The sequence below is a fragment of the Streptomyces sp. T12 genome, assembly GCF_028736035.1.
In the GTDB taxonomy this organism is placed as follows: Bacteria; Actinomycetota; Actinomycetes; order Streptomycetales; family Streptomycetaceae; genus Streptomyces.
Window position 1 is genome coordinate 6,331,336 of the sequence record NZ_CP117866.1, and the last position, 16,845, is coordinate 6,348,180.

Here is a 16,845-nt window from a genome sequence, read left to right on the forward strand (position 1 = left end):
GCTGAACACACCACCCGCCGCCAGCCAGTATGACGGCGACGGTCGCCGCAGTCAGCGGGAAAGAGCCGCCGAACTTGCCACCGGGCACCATGCGCACGCCGATATGGACGTCATCCGGCCGCCCGGCGTCGCCGTGCGCCACGGCCTACGCGCGCAGTGCCTCCCGGACCGCCGTCACCACCTCTGCGTCGTCCGCTCCCAGTGCACGCGCCTGATCTGCGAATTGCCGTGCCAGTCGGGCCAGTTCGGCCCGATCGGGGCGGTGGACGCCCGCGGGGAGCGGGGCGACGCGGGTGCCCGCGCCTCGACGGGTGCGGACCAGGGACGCCGCCTCCAGTTCGCGGTACGCCCGTGCCACGGTGCCCGTGGCCAGCCCCAGGTCGGCGGCCAACTGCCGCACCGTCGGCAGGCGTTCGCCCTCCGGAAGGCGGCCGGTGGAGATCAGGGTGGCGAGCTGGGACCGGATCTGTTCGTACGGCGGGACCGGGCTGGTCGTGTCGACGCGCAGGCCTGCCCCGCTCATCGGCGGTCGGTTCCGCTGCTGCCGGTGCGACGGCCCCGCCATGCCGTCGCCCGCGGCGAGATGATCGTGAACAGGCACCACGGCGCCGTGACCAGGGCGAGCAGCCCCAGCGGCCACACCGTCCAGTTCCCCGCGACTCCCACCGCGCCGTCGCACGTCGTGCTCATCAGCGCACCCGACACCATCGAGGCCGCGCCGAACAGGGACGACGAGACCACCAGGCCCCAGGCGGCGACGATCGCCAACGTCCGGTCGCGGCGCGACTGTTCGTCGCCGGGGCGGGTCGCGATGCGCCGCAGGGACCAGCCGCAGGCGGCCGTGGAGAGGGCGAGGGAGGTCAGGATGGGAAGGCCGTAGTAGAGGCCGGGCCAAGGGGAGTGCGACTGAGTCACGCCCCGGCAGGCCACCGTGAGCGCGCGCCCCGCACGGCCCAGGTCGTCCGGCGACGCCACCGCGGCCGCGGCCGTCAGCAGGGCGACCAGTGCGGCCGCGAGGCCGAGCAGCAGGGGGGTCATCCGGGGCGGTACGTAGTCGCGGACCCGGCGTGGAGTGAGGGCCGCCGTGCGTACGGCGCCCCGGCGCGGTGCGGTCAGGGCGTCGCCCAGCAGCACCCCGGCCACCGCGCAGAGGCCGAACACGAGGATGGCGTAGAGGGTGCCCTCCCCGCCGTTCAGGGGCAGCAGCCAGCGGGAGGCCAGCGCCCCGACGGCCAGGCCGGTCCAGCGGGCGTAGCGGTCGACGGGTACGCGGGACGCGGGTGCCGACGCGGAAGGGCGCGAACCGAGTTCGAGCATGAGAGACACAGACCCCCGTGGAGACGACTTGTACGCAGACTTGTGCGCAGGCTTGTACTCACCGCTTGTATCAAGTGGTGAGTACAAGATGCGGTCTCCTGGAGCTTTGTGTCAACTACTTGCTACAACTTGCCCGGTGACCTCCCCCAGCCCCACCCGGACCCCGCCCGGCCCCGGAGCCCAGGCGGACAGTGTCACCACATCGCCGTCCTCCAGGAACGTCCGCTTGCCGTCCGGGAGTTCGAGGGCGTCGCGCCCGTTCCACGTCAGCTCCAGCAGTGACCCGCGCTCGCCTTCCGTCGGGCCGCTCACCGTGCCCGAGCCGTACAGGTCGCCGGTACGCAGCGAGGCGCCGTTCACGGTCATGTGGGCGAGTTGCTGGGCGGCCGTCCAGTACATGGTGGAGAAGGGGGGCTCGGAGACCACGTGGCCGTTGATCGAAACGGAGATCCGCAGGTCGTAGCCGCCAGGTTCCGTTTCGGAGCCGGAGTCGTCCAGGTACGGCAGCAGCGGGTGCGTCCGCTCCGGCGGTGCCACCTGTGCCTCCTCCAGCGCGTCCAGCGGGGTGATCCACGCCGACACAGACGTGGCGAAGGACTTGCCGAGGAACGGGCCGAGGGGGACGTACTCCCAGGCCTGGATGTCGCGCGCCGACCAGTCGTTCAACAGGCAGAGGCCGAAGACGTGCTCCCGGAAGTCGCCCAGCGCCACCGGCCTGCCCATCTCCGACGGCACGCCGACCACGAAACCGACCTCGGCCTCGATGTCCAGGCGGACCGACGGGCCGAAGACCGGGGCCGGATCGGCGGCGGCCTTGCGCTGGCCGGAGGGGCGTACGACATCCGTGCCGGACACCACCACCGTGCCCGAGCGGCCGTGGTAACCGATCGGCAGGTGCTTCCAGTTGGGCGTCAGGGAGTCCGCCGCGTCGGGGCGGAAGATCTGGCCGACGTTCCGCGCGTGGTTCTCGGAGGCGTAGAAGTCGACGTAGTCCGCGACCTCGAAGGGGAGGTGCAGGGTCACCGAGGACAGCGGGTGGAGGAGGTCCGCGATGGCCTCTTGGTGCGCCGGCACCGTCACCCACGCCGTCAGCGCGCGCCGTACGTCCGACCAGGTGGTGCGGCCCGCGGCGAGCAGCGGGTTCAGGGAGTCCTGGGCGAGCAGCGGGGCGTAGGGCGAGCCGAGCGCGTACGCCGCCTTGCCCGCGTCGAGGACGTGGTCGCCGAGGCGGACGCCGATCCGGCGTGCGGAGTCCGAGCCGGGGAGGGAGAAGACACCGTACGGAAGGTTGTGCGTGCCGAAGGGGTCGCCCTCGGGGAGATCGAAGGGGGGCATGGGGTGCTGCCTCACTCTCATACGCTCCGTATGCCATGTGGTCGGGCCACACGTTACGGGTGAGTCGCCTGTCTTGGGCAGTGCGGAGTTTCGCGTCGCCCTCGGCGACGAATCTCCTGGTCGCCGCACTCGGGCGACGTTCCGGTGGCCCCTGGCGCAGGAGGCACGAACCATGCCCCGATCGCCGTCCCCGACATGTTCAACCGCATCAACACCACCATCAAGGAGCCTGCGAGCACCACGTGGGGGTGAAATCGCAACCAGTGGAGGGCAGTTGCGGGACGGAGGCGAACACGGAAACAGCAGCGGAACCGGAACGGGTGTCAACACATGTGAACACAGCAGCCGTCCGGTTCACATCGAGTCGATGGGGCGTCCTGTCCGTATTCTCTGATCATGGCCCCACCCATCGCATATTCACTCATCGCCACTGACCTGGACGGGACGCTGCTGCGCGGCGACGACACGCTCTCGGACCGGTCCCTCGACGCGCTCGCGCAGGTGGCGGCGGCCGGTGCCCAGCACCTCGTCGTGACGGGACGGCCGGCGCCCAGAGTGCGGCCGCTCCTCGACGTCCTGGGCAGCAGGGGGCTCGCGGTGTGCGGACAGGGCGCGCAGTTGTACGACGCGGGCGCGGACCGTCTGCTGTGGTCCGTCACGCTGGACCGGGAGTTGGCGGAGACCGCGCTCGGCAAGATCGAGGCCGAGGTGGGTCAGGTCTACGCGGCCGTCGACCAGGACGGAGTCGACGGACTCACGCTCATCGAGCCCGGGTATCTGATGCCCCACCCCACCCTGCCCGCCGTACGCGTGCGGCACCGCGACGACCTGTGGTGCGAGCCGATCAGCAAAGTGCTGCTGCGCCATCCCGCCCTGTCGGACGACGAGTTGGCGGCGACGGCGCGCGCGGTGGTCGGATCCCTCGCGACGGTCACCATGTCAGGGCCGGGCACCGTCGAACTCCAGCCATGCGGCATCACCAAGGCGACCGGTCTCGCGCTCGCCGCGGAGCATCTGGGCCTCGGCGCGCACGAGACCATCGCCTTCGGCGACATGCCCAATGACATCCCGATGTTCGACTGGGCCGCCCGCGGTGTCGCGATGGCCAACGCGCACCCCGAACTCAAGGCGGTTGCCGACGAGATCACCCTCTCGAACGAGGACGACGGCATCGCCGTCGTCCTCGAGAGACTGTTCGCGGGGAGCCTGGTCGACTTCGCCCAGTAGTGCCCGTTCTTCGACCAGTAAGGAATGGTTTCGCCTAGTAAGGGCCGTTCACGTTGTCGATCGAGCCGTACCGCGCGGCCGCGTAGTTGCACGCGGCCGTGATGTTCGCGACCGGGTCGAAGGGGTCGTAGACCGTCCCCGGCACGTGGTAGGCCGCGAAGGTGGGGTCGATGACCTGCAGGAGCCCCTTGGACGGGGTGCCCGCCGCGGCGTTGGAGTCCCAGCCGTTGATGGCGGCCGGGTTGCCGGACGACTCGCGCATGACGTTGCGGTAAATGCCGTCGTATGAACCTGGAATTCCGTTTTGCGCCATGATGTCCAGCGCATTGCGGATCCAGCCGTCGAGGTTGTCCGGGTACGACTTCACGGAGGCCGTGGTGGCGTGGGCGACGGCGGACTTCTTGGCCGGCGCGGACGCCTTGTCGGCCGTCTCGCTCGCGGTGCCGGCCTTCGTCGCCCGGACCTTCAGGTCGAGGCCCGGGTGGATCAGCCTGGGGTTGTCGCCGACGGCCTTGCGGTTGTCCTTGTAGAGCTGCCGCCAGCCGCCCTGTGCGTCGTACCGGTCCGCGATGCCGTAGAGCGAGTCGCCCTTCTTCGTGGTGTAGGTGACGGACTTGGCCTTCGCCGCGGACGGCGCGGACTGCGGTGCCGCCTGCGCGGCGGCGGGGGCCTGGGCCGGCTGTGCGGCGCTCGCGGTGGTCGCGCTCAGGAGTGGGAGGGCGAGGGCGGCGGTACCGGTTCCGGCTGCGACGACGTGGCGGGTGAGCGGGTTGGTTCTGGGACGGCGGTGCTTGCCTCGGGCCATGGCGCTGTTCCTCTCCGACGCCTGCGAGGTGAGCTGTCGGGTTCGGGCGGGAGATGCCCGGCCGCGCCGCCGTGTGGCGGCGCGGACTTCACCCCTAGCCGGCCCGGTGCGCCATCAAGGCGTCCGGTCCGGCGACTTACCTGGGTCCCCCGCTCCTGCCGTTCGTGAGTGAGTACGTAGGTGGATGACTCGGGCGGCGGCAGGATTAGGCGTCCGCCCGACTGAGCGGGAACGTATGCGAGAGCACACGCCCGGAACAAGTGCCATGGTCACCTGTCGTGCCGGTTGACCATGGTCTGGTGTGTATGGGGTGCTTGATCCTTTGCGGTTGCCAAGCCTCAACTTGCGCTCGGGGCAAGGGGTGGAGGGGGCGCTTCCGGTCGGGTCTGCGGCTGGGGGTGCGTGACCCAATTCACTGACATCCACAAGAGCCGCAAATCGGGCAATGGCTCCAACTCGCTGTTAACCGGCCGTCCGTTGAGTCCGTTTCTCCCATGTACGGTGGAAAAGCACCTCTTCGCCCTCCCGGCAGATCACCTCGTTCGAGGTGACGAAATGCTCCCCGTCGCAGCTGATCTCCGAGCGCGTCCGCACCGTGGCGTCCCACGCCAGATCCGGGCGGTGCAGCCGGATCGACCAGTCCGAGCGGGTGCGGGCCGACAAGGGGTCCCACTCGTCGATGGTGTACGTCTCCAGCGCGTCCTCGGTGAACTCCAGGCCGTCGGGGTACACGCGCGTGCCGCCGTACCGAGGGTCGACCTCCAGGCGCCACTCGCCCTTGGCGACGTCGCGCACGACGAGCCGCTCGGGGCGCGGTTCGTCCAGCGTGATGGGGGAGTTCACGCCGAGCGGCTCCGCCTGCTCCGGTTCCTCGAAGGCGATCACTGTCTCGCCTGCTGATTCCTCCAACGCACGCGCGCGTACCGGAAGTTCCAGCGAGCTCCCCGCCGGCTCAAGGGTGAAGCCCGCCGACGATTTTGGCTGGGGCCAGATCCACGGCCAGTACGCGGAGGAGACGGCGAGGCGGATGCGGTGGCCGGGCGGGAAGGCGTGGCCGATGCCGTTCAGCTCGAAGGTCACGTCCTCGGTGGCACCCGGCTCCCACGGCACCGCACGCTCGCGGCCGTGGCGCGCCGACAGGTTCAGCACGCCGCGCGTGACCAGGGTCGAGGCGCCGTCGGGTGCCACGTCGCAGAGCCGGGCGACGACCTGCCCGCGCGGTACCTCCGAGGTCAGCCGCAACCGCACCTTCGGCCGCCCCAACACCCAGGTCTCCTAGCCCACTTCGAACTCGAAGCAGGCCGACCGCGCGTCCTCCTCCCGCTGGTCGGGCGGCAGGTCGGCGTCATTGCCGAAGGGGAAGAACCGGCCGGCGTCGATGCCGGTGTGCATGGGTGAGCGGACGAGGACGGGGGCGCCCTGGCAGGCGTACGTCACGCTGCGCACGTGGGGAGAGGGCCAGGCCGGCTCGCCGACCCAGCGGCCCGGCAGCGTGGGGTACACCGTGGCCGGGCGGTGGGAGTCGCTGACGTACGTGCGCAGCAGGGGCTCGGACATGACGCCTGTGTCCGCGCCCTTCAGCCAGTGGTCCCACCAGCGCAGCGTCTCCTGGAGGAAGCCGATCGCCGGGCCCGGCGGCAGGCCCCGGTCCGGGTACTGGTGCGACCAGGGGCCGATCAGGCCGCGGACGCGGTCGGCGGGCAGGTGCTCGACGAGGCGCAGGACCGTGTCGCGGTACGGGTCGTGCCAGCCGCCCACCGCAAGTACGGCGGCGTCGATCGCGCCGTAGTCCTCGCAGACGGTGCCGTGGCGCCAGTAGTCGTCGCGACTCTGGTGGTCCAGCCAGGTGTGGATGAACGGGTCGACGGCCTCCAGCCGCCCCAGCCACATGTCGCGCCAGGCGTCGCCGACGTACTGCGGGTCCGGCGGACGGCAGACGAAGGCGAGCATGGTCGACGCCCAGGCGTGCATGTCGACGGCGAGGACGGAACCTCCCATGTAGTGCACGTCGTTGTCATAGCGATCGTCCGTGGAGCAGACCGTGACGATCGCCTTGAGCGGTTCGGGCGCGAGCGCCGCGATCTGGAGGGAGTTGAAGCCGCCCCAGGAGATGCCGAACATGCCGACCTTGCCGTTGCACCAGGGCTGGGCCGCCAGCCAGTCGACCACTGCGACCCCGTCGGCGAGCTCCGTCGCCGAGTACTCGTCCGTCGGCGTGCCCTCGCTGTTGCCGTGGCCGCGGATGTCCACGCGGACGGAGGCGTAGCCGTGGCCGGCGTACCAGGGGTGGCGTTGGTGGTCGCGGGGCGCGGTCCAGTCGGTCAGGCGGTACGGCAGGTATTCGAGGAGCGCCGGTACGGGCTCGTCCGTCAGCGGGCGCCACACGCGCGCGTACAGCAGAGTCCCGTCCGGGAGCGGGATCCAGAGGTCGTCGTGAGTCGTCTCGTGGGGAAAGGACGTACGGATGTGCATGAGCGGGATCCCCGTCTGGTCGGTGCACCGGGTGCGACGCGTCTGGTCGGTGCACCGGGTGCGACATGTGCGGTCAGTGCACCGGGTGCATCGTGCGGCGCAGCCAGCGTGCCGCGGCCGTCACGGCCAGCCCCGCGGCCACCGCGATCGCGCCGTTGACGCCGAAGTAGGCGGGCTGGGAGACGTCGTCGTAGAGCTTGACCGTCTGGGCCTGGATGCCGTTGGCGAGCGCCAGGGACAGGAACCAGAGGGACATGGTCTGACTGGCGAAGGCCGCCGGGGCGAGCTTGCTCGTGGCCGACATGCCGGAGGTTTCCAGAAGGACGTCGCCGAGGCCGAGCAGCAGGTACGAACCCACGATCCACCAGACGGACATGAGGGAGTCGTCGGAGGAGTGCCCGGAGGTCGGCAGCACCATCAGCAGGAAGGACAGACCGCCGAGTACGACCCCGATCGCGATCTTGTGGGACGCGTGCGGCTGGCTGTGCCCCATGCGGACCCAGAGCGCGGCGACGACGGGCGCGAGGGCGACCTCGAAGGCACCGAGGGCGGAGGCGTACCAGCCGGCGGGGAAGTCGAAGCCGAGGATCGACGTCTCGGCGTTCGTCGAGGCCAGCAGCATCATCGTCGAGTACGCCTGGAAGAGGATGAAGTTGAAGACCGTCGAGGCGAGGAAGAGGACGACATACGGGCGCAGCCGTCCGCGTTCCTCGGGGGTCACGCGCGGGCTGGCGAACATCACCGCGAAGTAGACGATCGGGGCGATCACCGAGACGAGGGTGAGCAGGTCGACGAAGCGGTCCATGGTGAGCCGGCCGGCGGAGGCGAGGAGGACGGCGACGGCGGCGGTGGAGACGAGGCCCGCGACGATGAGGCGGATCGCCCGGCGCGATGGGGGTCCCCCCGCACGAGCGCGTTCGAGCGTGGGGGAGGCCGGGGGCGGCGCGAACTCGGCGGCGTGCTTCCGTCCGGCGAGGTGACGGCGGCCGACGACGTACTGAAGCAGGCCGAACGTCATGCCGATCGCCGCCGCCGAGAAACCCCAGTGCCAGCCCCTGTGGTCACCGAGCCAGCCGGTGGCCAGCGGGCCCGCGAAGGCGCCGATGTTGATCGCCATGTAGTAGAGCGCGAAGCCGGCGTCCCGGCGGTCGTCGTCGGTGCGGTACAGCTTGCCGACCATGGTGGCGACGTTGGGCTTGAGCAGCCCCGTGCCCGCGCTGATCAGGCCGAGGCCCGCCCAGGTCATGCCGGCGGTCGGCACCGCCATGGCGTAATGGCCGCAGGCGATGAGGAGGCCGCCCCACAGCACCGCGCGGTACGAGCCGAGGACGCGGTCGGCGAGCCAGCCGCCGGCGACGGAGACCAGATAGACGAGGGTGCCGTAGGCGGCGGAGATGGAGGCGGCGGTTCCGGCCGGCATGCCCATGCCGCCGTGGGCGACCGTGTCGGCGAAATACAGCACGAGGATGGCCTGCATGCCGAGGAACGAGAAGCGTTCCCAGACCTCGAGGCCGGAGAGCGTGAGCAGGCCTTTGGGCTGGCCGAAGAAGGCGTGGTCGTCGCGGGACGGAGGCCTGCGTTCGGGCTCGACGTCGACTTCGGTTCGGGACACGGGCCGCTACTTCCGTATAAGTCGATAGATATCCGGCCTTATCACGTGATCAAAAACATACCGGTCGTGATCCAATACCGCCCATGGTGGACGGGTGGGCGGCATCGGTGATCGAAACGTGACCGGATACGCTGACTTGAGTGAGGGCAGCGACCTATCGACAAACCGTGTAACCGCCAGAAGACACCAGCAGACAGGAGACCCCTCGTGACCGTCGTCGGGCCGTTCGGGCTGAGCGTGCGGGACCAGGCTCTGGAAGCCGATGTCCAGGCCGGATTGACGGCTGTCGAGGAGGGATTGCTCGAAGCCACCAAGAGTGAGGTCCCCTTCATCACGGAGGCCGCCCAGCACCTGGTGCGGGCGGGTGGAAAGCGGTTCCGGCCGCTGCTCGTGATGCTCACTGCCCAGTTCGGGGACCGGTATGCGCCGGGGGTCGTGCCGTCGGCGGTGGTGGTGGAGCTGACCCATCTGGCCACGCTGTACCACGATGACGTGATGGACGAGGCGGCGGTACGGCGGGGTGTCGACAGTGCGAACACCCGCTGGGGGAACTCGGTCGCCGTACTGACCGGCGACTTCCTGTTCGCGCGCGCCTCGCACATCCTGGCCGACCTCGGGCCCGAGGCGGTGCGGGTGCAGGCCGAGGCGTTCGAGCGGCTGGTCACCGGGCAGATCCTGGAGACCGCGGGGCCGCAGGACGGGCGGGATCCGGTGGAGCATTACCTGGACGTGCTCAGCGGGAAGACCGGGTCGCTGGTGGCGGTCTCGTGCCGGTTCGGCGCGATGATGTCGGGCGCCGACGAGACCGTGGTCGATGTGCTGACCCAGTACGGCGAGCGGCTGGGGGTCGCCTTCCAGCTGGCGGATGACGTGCTGGACATCGCCAGTGACTCCCATGAGTCCGGGAAGACGCCGGGGACGGATCTCCGGGAGGGGATTCCTACGCTGCCGGTGCTGCGGTTGCGGGAGCGGGCCGAGCGGTTGGGGCTGGCGGAGGATGTCGCGTTGTGCGAGCTGCTGGACTCCGACCTGAGTGATGACGGGCGTCATGCGGAGGCGTTGGCTGCGCTTCGGGCGCATCCGGCGTTGGAGCAGGCTCGTCGGGACACGGTGCGGTATGCGGAGGATGCGCGGGCCGCGTTGGCGCCGTTGCCGGACATTGATGCCAAGGCTGCGTTGATGGAGTTGTGCGACGCGGTGGTGCATCGGGCCGGGTAGGTCCGGGTAGGTCCGGGTAGGGCCGGGCAGGTTTTTCGCCCCCGCCGCCCCTACCCGTCCCATCCCCAGGGGCGCTGCCCCTTCGACCCCGCCGGGGTGTGACGCACACCACAAAGCTGGACTGAGTCCAAATTGAGATTGCCTCCGTATGAATGCCCGGAAGCTGACGCAGGGGGTGTCAGCTGCAATACGGGGAGAAAACAGAATCATGGGCATGAAGACGACGTTCTCCAAGCGCCGTAAGAGCCTGATCGTCACCGCTGTCGCGGTGGCCGCCGCCGGTGGTGTCGCCGCCGCGGTGATTCCCGCCTTCGCCGCCGGAGGCGACGCACAGGGGATCGTGAGCCAGAGCGGGGCCCTTGGTGGGGGCACCGGGGGGACTGTCCTCGCCGCCAGTCTTCGCGGCGCGAACGAGGTGCCCGTCGAAGGTGGGCCGGCCGTCGGCGACAAGGACGGTGCCGCCCTGCAGTTCGTGAAGGTCAAGGGCGACATGGTGTCCGTCGCCGTCACCTGGCGCGGCACCGGGAAGCCGACCGCCCTCCACATCCACCAGGGCGCCAAGGGCACCAACGGCGGCATCAAGGTCGACTTCGGCGGCCTCCTCGGCAAGAGCACGAGCACGAGCGAGAGCACGAGCGAGAGCAAGAGCGAGGGGCGCAGCCTCACCGGCACCGTCACCGTGAACGACCCGGCCCTGCTCAACGCCCTGAAGTCCGACCCGAGTTCGTTCTACGCCAACCTCCACACCGCAGAGTTCCCGGGCGGCGCCGTCCGAGGTCAGCTCCACAAGGTCACCGTCGCCGAGTTCGCCTTCCGCGACGCGCTCGACAACTTCCAGGCGTCCGTCATCAAGGGCAAGCAGATCTACGAGTGCAAGCAGGTCGAGGGCGGCGGGTACGCCTTCGCTCAGCGGGACGTCAGTGCCGTACTCGGCGGCCATATCGCGCACTCCTTCGTCGCCCCCAACTCCGGTACGCCGCAGTGGATCGCGCGGGACGGCAGTGCTGTGACAGGGGCCGTCCTCTCCAGGACGCCCAACGGGGACGGGAACATCCCCGAGCTCGACCTGAAGGCCACTCAGTCCGGCAAGCACCACGGCCTCCTCGCCGACACCGCCGAGATCCTGCGTCTGAACACCGTCGGCGGCGTCGCCCCGGCCGGCTCCTGCACGCCCGGCGCCATCGTCGGCGTGCCGTACCAGGCCGACTACGTGTTCATCAACGGCTGATCCGTCCCATCAGCGGCTGACCGCGCGGCAGCGCATGGCGGCGCCTCCCCACCCCATCAACCCCTACGGGTCGGGGGAGGCGTCGCCGTCGTGTGTCATACCGCAGGTGTACGCGGAGTTGGCTCCGAAGGCTGACGAATCTCCCTGGCCGATTTGGTCAGATGGAAGCCACGGAAATCACCACTCCTCACCGATTCGGGTGAGAATGGCGGCTCAGGGGTGGACGAGTGCGGGGTCGAAAGACTCGCGGGCGAGGAAACGAGACGGGCAGCCGCCGCCGACGACGGAGGTAAGGCACACATGGCACCGTATGCATCGGACGACAGTACGACCGCCGCGGAGGTCGACGACCTGCGCGCCGGGCGGCGCAAGGCCGCGCGGTACGTCGTCCCGGTCGCGGTCGTGGGAGTCGCGGTGGCGACCATCGGGCTCGTCCCGGCGATCGCCGACTCGGGCGACCCGGACCTGCCGGAGATCACCGCGCAGCAACTCATCGAGAAGATCGCCCAGTCGGACGTACAGCAGTTGTCCGGCACCTTCAAGATCACCACCGATCTGGGCCTGCCCGACCTCGGCGGCCTGGAGTCGAGCTTCGCATCCGGCGCCATGGGCTCGGGGTCGGGCGACGGATCGTCCGCCGACCCGTCCGCCAAGCTCACCGAGCTCGCGTCCGGCACGCACACCCTGCGCGTTGCCCTCGACGGCGAGGACAAGCAGAAGCTGTCCCTGCTGGAGAACGCCTCCGAGTACAGCCTTATCCACAACGGCAAGGACATCTGGGGCTACGACAGCAAGTCGAACGAGGTCTTCCACGGCACCGCCGACGAGCCCCAGGCCGGGAAGGACAAGCAGGGCAGGCCCGAAGAGGTGCCCGCCACTCCCAAGGACCTCACCGAGGAAGCCCTCAAGGCGGTGGACGACACCACGTCCGTCACCGTCGACGGCACCGCGCACGTCGCGGGCCGGGACGCGTACCGGCTGCTCATCAAGCCGAAGCAGTCCGGGACCACGGTCGGCGCGATCACCGTGGCCGTGGACGCCAAGACCGGCATGCCGCTGAAGTTCACGCTGACCCCGTCCAGCGGCGGCGCGGCCGTGATCGACGCGGGCTTCACCCAGGTCAGCTTCGCCAAGCCGGCCGCCTCCACCTTCGACTTCACCCCGCCCAAGGGCGCGAGGGTCACCGAGGAGGGTGAGCTGGAAGGGGCGGCTCCGGAGCAGGGCGGCACGCACGGCGGCACCAAGTCCGAGGACGAGTTCGGCAAGGAGCTCGAGAAGGAGTTCGGTGGCGCGAAGCCCGGGGGCGAGCCGGGCAAGGCGGCCGAGGGCGGTCCCGAGGTCATAGGCGAGGGCTGGAATTCCGTGGCCGTCTTCGACACCGGCGGCGAGGGCGTTCCCTCCGGCGCCGAGGTCGGCGGCGACATGGGCGGCTTCCTCGACTCCCTGGGCGACAAGGTCACCGGCAAGTTCGGCTCGGGCACGGTCTTCAAGACCCGCCTGATCAACGCCCTGATCACGGACGACGGCAAGGTCTACGTGGGCGCGGTCGACAAGGACGCGCTCGTGAAGGCGGCCGACTCGGCGAAGTAGCCCGTCACCGACCACCGCGGTACACGCACCACGAATCGAGAAGCCTGAGGAGCCCATGGAGGAACTGCCCGCCGCGGAAGCCGACGGGGCCGATCAGGCCGATCAGGCCGACCGGGCCGACGGGGTCGATCAGGCCGACCGGGTCGACCAGGGCGACGACGTCGGTGCGGTGATCGCCACCCGTGCGCTCACCAAGCGCTACCGCGGCGGGCAGCTCGCCGTGGACGGTCTCGATCTGACCGTCCCGGCGGGCAGCGTCTTCGGGTTCCTCGGCCCGAACGGCTCGGGCAAGACCACCACCATCCGCATGCTGATGGGCCTCATCGAGCCCACCTCCGGCACAGCGCGCGTGCTCGGGCAGCCCATGCCCCGCTCCGCGCGCGCCGTACTGCCGCACGTCGGCGCGCTCATCGAAGGGCCCGCCCTGTACGGCTTCCTGTCCGGCCGCGACAACCTCATCCGCTACGACGCCGCCGACCCGACCGCCGATCCGCGCACCCGGCGCACCCGCGTCGCGGCCGCGCTGGACCGGGTGGGGCTGACGGCCGCCGGCAGCAAGAAGGCCAAGGCGTACTCGCTCGGCATGAAGCAGCGGCTGGGGCTCGCGGCCGCGCTGCTCCAGCCGCGCCGGCTCCTCGTCCTCGACGAGCCGACCAACGGCCTCGATCCACAGGGGATGCGGGAAATACGCTCCTTGATCAGGGAGTTGGCGTCCGACGGCACGACCGTCTTCCTCTCCTCCCACCTCCTCGACGAGATCGAGCAGGTCTGCACGCATGCGGCGGTGATGGCGCAGGGCCGGCTGATCACCCAGGGCGCGGTGGCGGAGCTGGCGGCCGGGATGCGCGGCCGGCTCGTCGTGACGACGCCCGACACCGGGGACGCGGCCCGGGTGCTGAAGGAGCAGGGCGCCGGTGACGTCGTCATCACCGACGACCGGGTGACCGCCGAACCTCCGGACCGTGATCTCGCCGACGTCAACGCGGCGTTGGTGACCGCCGGAGTGCGGGTGCGTGGCTTCGGTGTCGAACGGGCCTCGCTGGAGGACGCGTTCGTGGCACTCACGGGGGAGGGGTTCGATGTCGCAGGCTGAAGTCGTCCGACAGGTCGGCGAGATCGAAGGCGCCCGAAAGGCCAGTCCGCTGTGGACCTTCGGTCTCCTGCGCAGCGAACTGCTCACCACCTTCCGGCGCTGGCGCACGCTCGCGCTGCTCGCCGTCCTGGCCGCCGTACCGATCCTGGTCGGGATCGCCGTGAAGATCGAGACGAGCGACGGCGGGGCCGGCGGCCCCGGTGGCGGTGGCGGCGGCCCCGCGTTCATCTCGCAGATCACCAACAACGGCCTGTTCCTGGTCTTCACCGCACTGGCCGCGACGCTCCCGTTCTTCCTGCCGATGGCGATCGGCGTCATCGCGGGCGACGCGATAGCGGGCGAGGCCAACGCCGGCACCCTGCGCTATCTCCTCGTCGCCCCCGCCGGCCGCTCGCGCCTGCTCCTCACCAAGTACGCGACCACGATGGCCTTCTGCCTGGTGGCCACCCTCGTGGTCGCGCTCTCGGCCCTCGCGGTCGGGGCGTTGCTCTTCCCCCTCGGCGATCTGACGACCATCTCCGGCACACGGATCAGCTTCGCCGAAGGCCTGGGCCGCGCCCTGCTGATCGCCTTGGTCGTCGCCGCGTCACTCATAGGCGTGGCGGCCCTCGGCCTGTTCGTCTCGACGCTGACCAACAGCGGTATCGCGGCGATGGCGACGACCGTCGGCCTGCTGATCACCGTCCAGATCCTCGACCAGATCCCCCAGCTGCACGCGATCCAGCCGTACTTCTTCTCCCACTACTGGCTGTCGTTCGCCGACCTCATGCGCGACCCCGTCTACTGGGACGACCTGGTCAAGAACCTCGGCATCCAGGCCCTGTACGCGGCGGTGTTCGGCTCGGCGGCGTGGGCGCGGTTCACGGCGAAGGACGTCACAACCTGAGAGCCGCTCAGTCGGCCTCGTAGGGGTACCGGGCGAGCGGCGCCTCCTGCGCGAAGAACGTCTTGGCGCGCGCCAGCGCCTCGGTGTCGTTCAGTACGTCGCCGCGCCGGCTGCCGTTGCCGAACAGGACGCCGCCGAAGCGCATCCCCATGTACGCGGCCGAGTTGTTGAGCGTGCCGACGAGCGGGTCGGCCACCTCGGTCTCCGGGTGCGCGAGCGCGGTGACGCCCCAGAGGGTGCGCCCGGCCAGCGTCGCCTTGAAGTCGATGCCGGGGGTGCGCAGCCAGCCCGACCAGTAGTCCAGGTAGCGCTTGGTGAGACCGGACACCGAGTACCAGTACAACGGCGAGGCGATCACGATGTCGGTGGCGGCGAGCGTGGCGTCCAGCAGCAGCGAGAGCGTGCTTCCCGAGGGAGGGCGCACATGGTCGCTGTCGCGCCGCAGGTCCACGAAGTCCGGCAGCGGGTGCTCGGCGAGACTGATCCACTGCTGCTCGACGCTCTCCGGCAACTGCTCGGCGGCCGCGCGGGCCAGCAGCTCGGTGTTGCCCTCGGTGCGGCTGCTGCCCAGGACGAACAGGAAGCGGCGGGTCATGGGATCCCCCAGATGGTCGGCGTACAACAATTACTCGCACATGCATTATATGCATGCGCAAGCATCTGTCCAGGGTCAGCCGCCGCCTCGGTCGTACGCCTCCGCCGCCCGCGCCACGTCCAGCAGCACCCCCTCCCGCCCGTGCGCCGCCACCACCTGCAGCCCGACCGGACATCCGTCGGGCCCGAACCCCGCCGGGATGCTGATCGCCGGATGCCCACTCAGGTTGAACGCCCAGGTGAGCGCGGTGGAGTACCGCTCGCCGGGGCCTTCGTGGCCGTGCGGTGGGGTGGGGGCGGTCGGTGTCAGCAGCAGCCGGGCGCCGGAGAAGAGGGTGGCCAGACGTCTGTCGTTCGCGGCCCGGATGCGGTGGGCGAGGGCGGGGGTGGGGGTGGGGGTGGGGTCGGCGCTCGGGGTTCGCAGGGCGAGCCATGCCGGGCCCGGGTCGTCGAGGCGGAGCGGAGCCGGTGGGCGGACGAGCCGTATCGCACCGGCCTCGGCGAGCCGTAGGGCCGCGGAGTGAGCGACGGCGACGATGTCCGGGTCGGGGGAGGCGAAGCCGAGGTCGGGGGACCATACGGCGGCCGGGGGGTCGTACTCGCCGGGTAGCCCGTCCGTGTACGTGCCCGTGCCCGTGCCCGTGCCCGTGCCCGTATCCGTGTCTGTGGCCGTGTCCGTCCCGTTCCCCTGCACCGCTCGCCGTTCTGCCCCCGACACGACTGCCCAGTACGCCGCCACATCCTCCGCGGACCGCGCCAGCGCCCCCGGCGCCATGAGCCCCGTACGGTCGGCCGACGGCAACCGTCCGTTGCCGACCTTCAGTCCGACGACCCCGCACCACGCCGCCGGAATCCGCACCGACCCGGCCCCGTCGCTCCCGGTCGCGAGGGGAACCAGCCCCGCCGCCACCGCCGCCGCGGAACCGGCGGAGGAGCCGCCCGGCGTACGGTCGTGCCGCCAGGGGTTGACCGTACGGCCGTACCGGCCGAGTCCCCAGGTCTGCCAGGGAGTTCCCGGCCCCGGCACGGATGTCGCGCCCACCGCCACACACCCCGCCGCGAGCAGCGGACCCGCCGTCCGCAGCCCACGGCGCCCCTTGACCCCGATCGGCACGCCGGCCAGCGGCAGCCGCTCACCCGCGCCGACCCGTGCGTCCACCTCGCGGGCCCGCTGAAGCGCCTCTTCGCCCCACACCTCGATGAAGGCGCACAGGACGGGGTCGGCCCGCTCGATCCGGTCGAGTGCCGCTGCGACGACATCGACGGCACGGAGGGTCCGCGAGCGTACGGCAGAGGCGATCTCCACGGCCGACAGGGCGGTAGGCGGAGGCGTAACGGCGAGAGGCGTAAAGGCGGGAGGCGTAAGGGCGGGCGGAGGGGCGGGCGGAGGGGCGGATTCGGGCCCGGGACCAGGGTCGGAGTCGGAATCAGGGCCGGAGCCGGGATCAGGGTCGGAGTCGGGATCAGG

The 16,845-nt window shown here is 70.5% G+C and carries 13 protein-coding genes, 1 pseudogene and 1 riboswitch; of the genes and pseudogenes, 6 read left to right on the forward strand and 8 right to left on the reverse strand.

Annotated features, from left to right (window positions below; translation table 11 throughout):
- Positions 1-145: 145 nt before the first annotated feature.
- The 3 genes from PBV52_RS28640 to fahA form a co-directional block, all read right to left on the reverse strand.
- Positions 146-523, reverse strand: coding sequence for a GntR family transcriptional regulator (locus tag PBV52_RS28640; RefSeq protein WP_274242104.1), 378 nt, complete (start codon positions 521-523; stop codon positions 146-148).
- The gene (locus PBV52_RS28645; protein ID WP_274242105.1) at positions 520-1,317 is read right to left on the reverse strand and encodes a hypothetical protein; all 798 of its coding nucleotides are present in this window, start codon (positions 1,315-1,317) and stop codon (positions 520-522) included. Before PBV52_RS28645 ends, PBV52_RS28640 begins: the two co-directional genes overlap by 4 nt.
- 111 nt (positions 1,318-1,428) lie before the next feature.
- Positions 1,429-2,652, reverse strand: coding sequence for a fumarylacetoacetase (gene fahA / locus PBV52_RS28650; RefSeq protein WP_274242106.1), 1,224 nt, complete (start codon positions 2,650-2,652; stop codon positions 1,429-1,431).
- Between the two features lie 396 nt (positions 2,653-3,048).
- Here fahA and PBV52_RS28655 point away from each other — a divergent pair, with 396 nt between their 5' ends.
- On the forward strand, positions 3,049-3,879 hold the full coding sequence (locus PBV52_RS28655) for an HAD family hydrolase (protein ID WP_274242107.1): 831 nt from the start codon (positions 3,049-3,051) through the stop codon (positions 3,877-3,879).
- A 34-nt stretch (positions 3,880-3,913) separates the two neighbouring features.
- Here the strand turns inward: PBV52_RS28655 and PBV52_RS28660 are convergent, their stop codons facing one another.
- The 3 genes and pseudogenes from PBV52_RS28660 to PBV52_RS28670 form a co-directional block, all read right to left on the reverse strand.
- A complete protein-coding gene (locus tag PBV52_RS28660; RefSeq protein WP_274242108.1) occupies positions 3,914-4,684 on the reverse strand; it encodes a LysM peptidoglycan-binding domain-containing protein in 771 nt (256 codons plus the stop codon).
- 5 nt (positions 4,685-4,689) lie between these two features.
- A riboswitch (cyclic di-AMP (ydaO/yuaA leader) is annotated at positions 4,690-4,869 on the reverse strand.
- A gap of 277 nt (positions 4,870-5,146) precedes the next feature.
- A pseudogene (locus PBV52_RS28665) lies at positions 5,147-7,156 on the reverse strand (CocE/NonD family hydrolase).
- Between the two features lie 73 nt (positions 7,157-7,229).
- The gene (locus PBV52_RS28670) at positions 7,230-8,768 is read right to left on the reverse strand and encodes a peptide MFS transporter (protein WP_274242109.1); all 1,539 of its coding nucleotides are present in this window, start codon (positions 8,766-8,768) and stop codon (positions 7,230-7,232) included.
- A 207-nt stretch (positions 8,769-8,975) separates the two neighbouring features.
- Between PBV52_RS28670 and PBV52_RS28675 the strand changes: the two genes are divergently transcribed.
- From PBV52_RS28675 to PBV52_RS28695, 5 genes are all read left to right on the forward strand, one after another.
- Positions 8,976-9,986 (forward strand): polyprenyl synthetase family protein, encoded by a 1,011-nt coding sequence (locus PBV52_RS28675; protein ID WP_274242110.1) that lies wholly within the window; start codon positions 8,976-8,978, stop codon positions 9,984-9,986.
- Positions 9,987-10,200: 214 nt separating this feature from the next.
- Positions 10,201-11,214, forward strand: a complete 1,014-nt coding sequence (locus PBV52_RS28680; protein WP_274242111.1) for a CHRD domain-containing protein — start codon at positions 10,201-10,203, stop codon at positions 11,212-11,214.
- Between the two features lie 300 nt (positions 11,215-11,514).
- A complete protein-coding gene (locus tag PBV52_RS28685; RefSeq protein ID WP_274242112.1) occupies positions 11,515-12,804 on the forward strand; it encodes a DUF2092 domain-containing protein in 1,290 nt (429 codons plus the stop codon).
- Between the two features lie 55 nt (positions 12,805-12,859).
- Positions 12,860-13,897 (forward strand): ABC transporter ATP-binding protein, encoded by a 1,038-nt coding sequence (locus tag PBV52_RS28690; RefSeq protein ID WP_274242113.1) that lies wholly within the window; start codon positions 12,860-12,862, stop codon positions 13,895-13,897.
- Positions 13,884-14,783: an ABC transporter permease gene (locus PBV52_RS28695; protein ID WP_274242115.1), complete on the forward strand. Its 900-nt coding sequence runs from the start codon at positions 13,884-13,886 to the stop codon at positions 14,781-14,783. The genes PBV52_RS28690 and PBV52_RS28695 overlap by 14 nt, the downstream gene beginning before the upstream one ends.
- 7 nt (positions 14,784-14,790) lie before the next feature.
- Here the strand turns inward: PBV52_RS28695 and PBV52_RS28700 are convergent, their stop codons facing one another.
- Both PBV52_RS28700 and PBV52_RS28705 read right to left on the reverse strand, forming a co-directional pair.
- The gene (locus PBV52_RS28700; RefSeq protein ID WP_274242116.1) at positions 14,791-15,378 is read right to left on the reverse strand and encodes a flavodoxin family protein; all 588 of its coding nucleotides are present in this window, start codon (positions 15,376-15,378) and stop codon (positions 14,791-14,793) included.
- 75 nt (positions 15,379-15,453) lie between these two features.
- Complete coding sequence (locus PBV52_RS28705; protein WP_274242117.1) at positions 15,454-16,683, reverse strand: amidase; 1,230 nt, start codon at positions 16,681-16,683, stop codon at positions 15,454-15,456.
- Positions 16,684-16,845 lie beyond the last annotated feature (162 nt).

What these genes read in the sequence shown, in the direction of transcription:
- PBV52_RS28640 (WP_274242104.1), bottom strand. Translation starts at nt 523, where the DNA reads ATGAGCGGGGCAGGCCTGCGCGTCGACACGACCAGCCCGGTCCCGCCG.
- PBV52_RS28645 (WP_274242105.1), bottom strand. Translation starts at nt 1,317, where the DNA reads ATGCTCGAACTCGGTTCGCGCCCTTCCGCGTCGGCACCCGCGTCCCGC.
- fahA (WP_274242106.1), bottom strand. Translation starts at nt 2,652, where the DNA reads ATGCCCCCCTTCGATCTCCCCGAGGGCGACCCCTTCGGCACGCACAAC.
- PBV52_RS28655 (WP_274242107.1), top strand. Translation starts at nt 3,049, where the DNA reads ATGGCCCCACCCATCGCATATTCACTCATCGCCACTGACCTGGACGGG.
- PBV52_RS28660 (WP_274242108.1), bottom strand. Translation starts at nt 4,684, where the DNA reads ATGGCCCGAGGCAAGCACCGCCGTCCCAGAACCAACCCGCTCACCCGC.
- PBV52_RS28680 (WP_274242111.1), top strand. Translation starts at nt 10,201, where the DNA reads ATGAAGACGACGTTCTCCAAGCGCCGTAAGAGCCTGATCGTCACCGCT.
- PBV52_RS28685 (WP_274242112.1), top strand. Translation starts at nt 11,515, where the DNA reads ATGGCACCGTATGCATCGGACGACAGTACGACCGCCGCGGAGGTCGAC.
- PBV52_RS28690 (WP_274242113.1), top strand. Translation starts at nt 12,860, where the DNA reads ATGGAGGAACTGCCCGCCGCGGAAGCCGACGGGGCCGATCAGGCCGAT.
- PBV52_RS28695 (WP_274242115.1), top strand. Translation starts at nt 13,884, where the DNA reads ATGTCGCAGGCTGAAGTCGTCCGACAGGTCGGCGAGATCGAAGGCGCC.
- PBV52_RS28700 (WP_274242116.1), bottom strand. Translation starts at nt 15,378, where the DNA reads ATGACCCGCCGCTTCCTGTTCGTCCTGGGCAGCAGCCGCACCGAGGGC.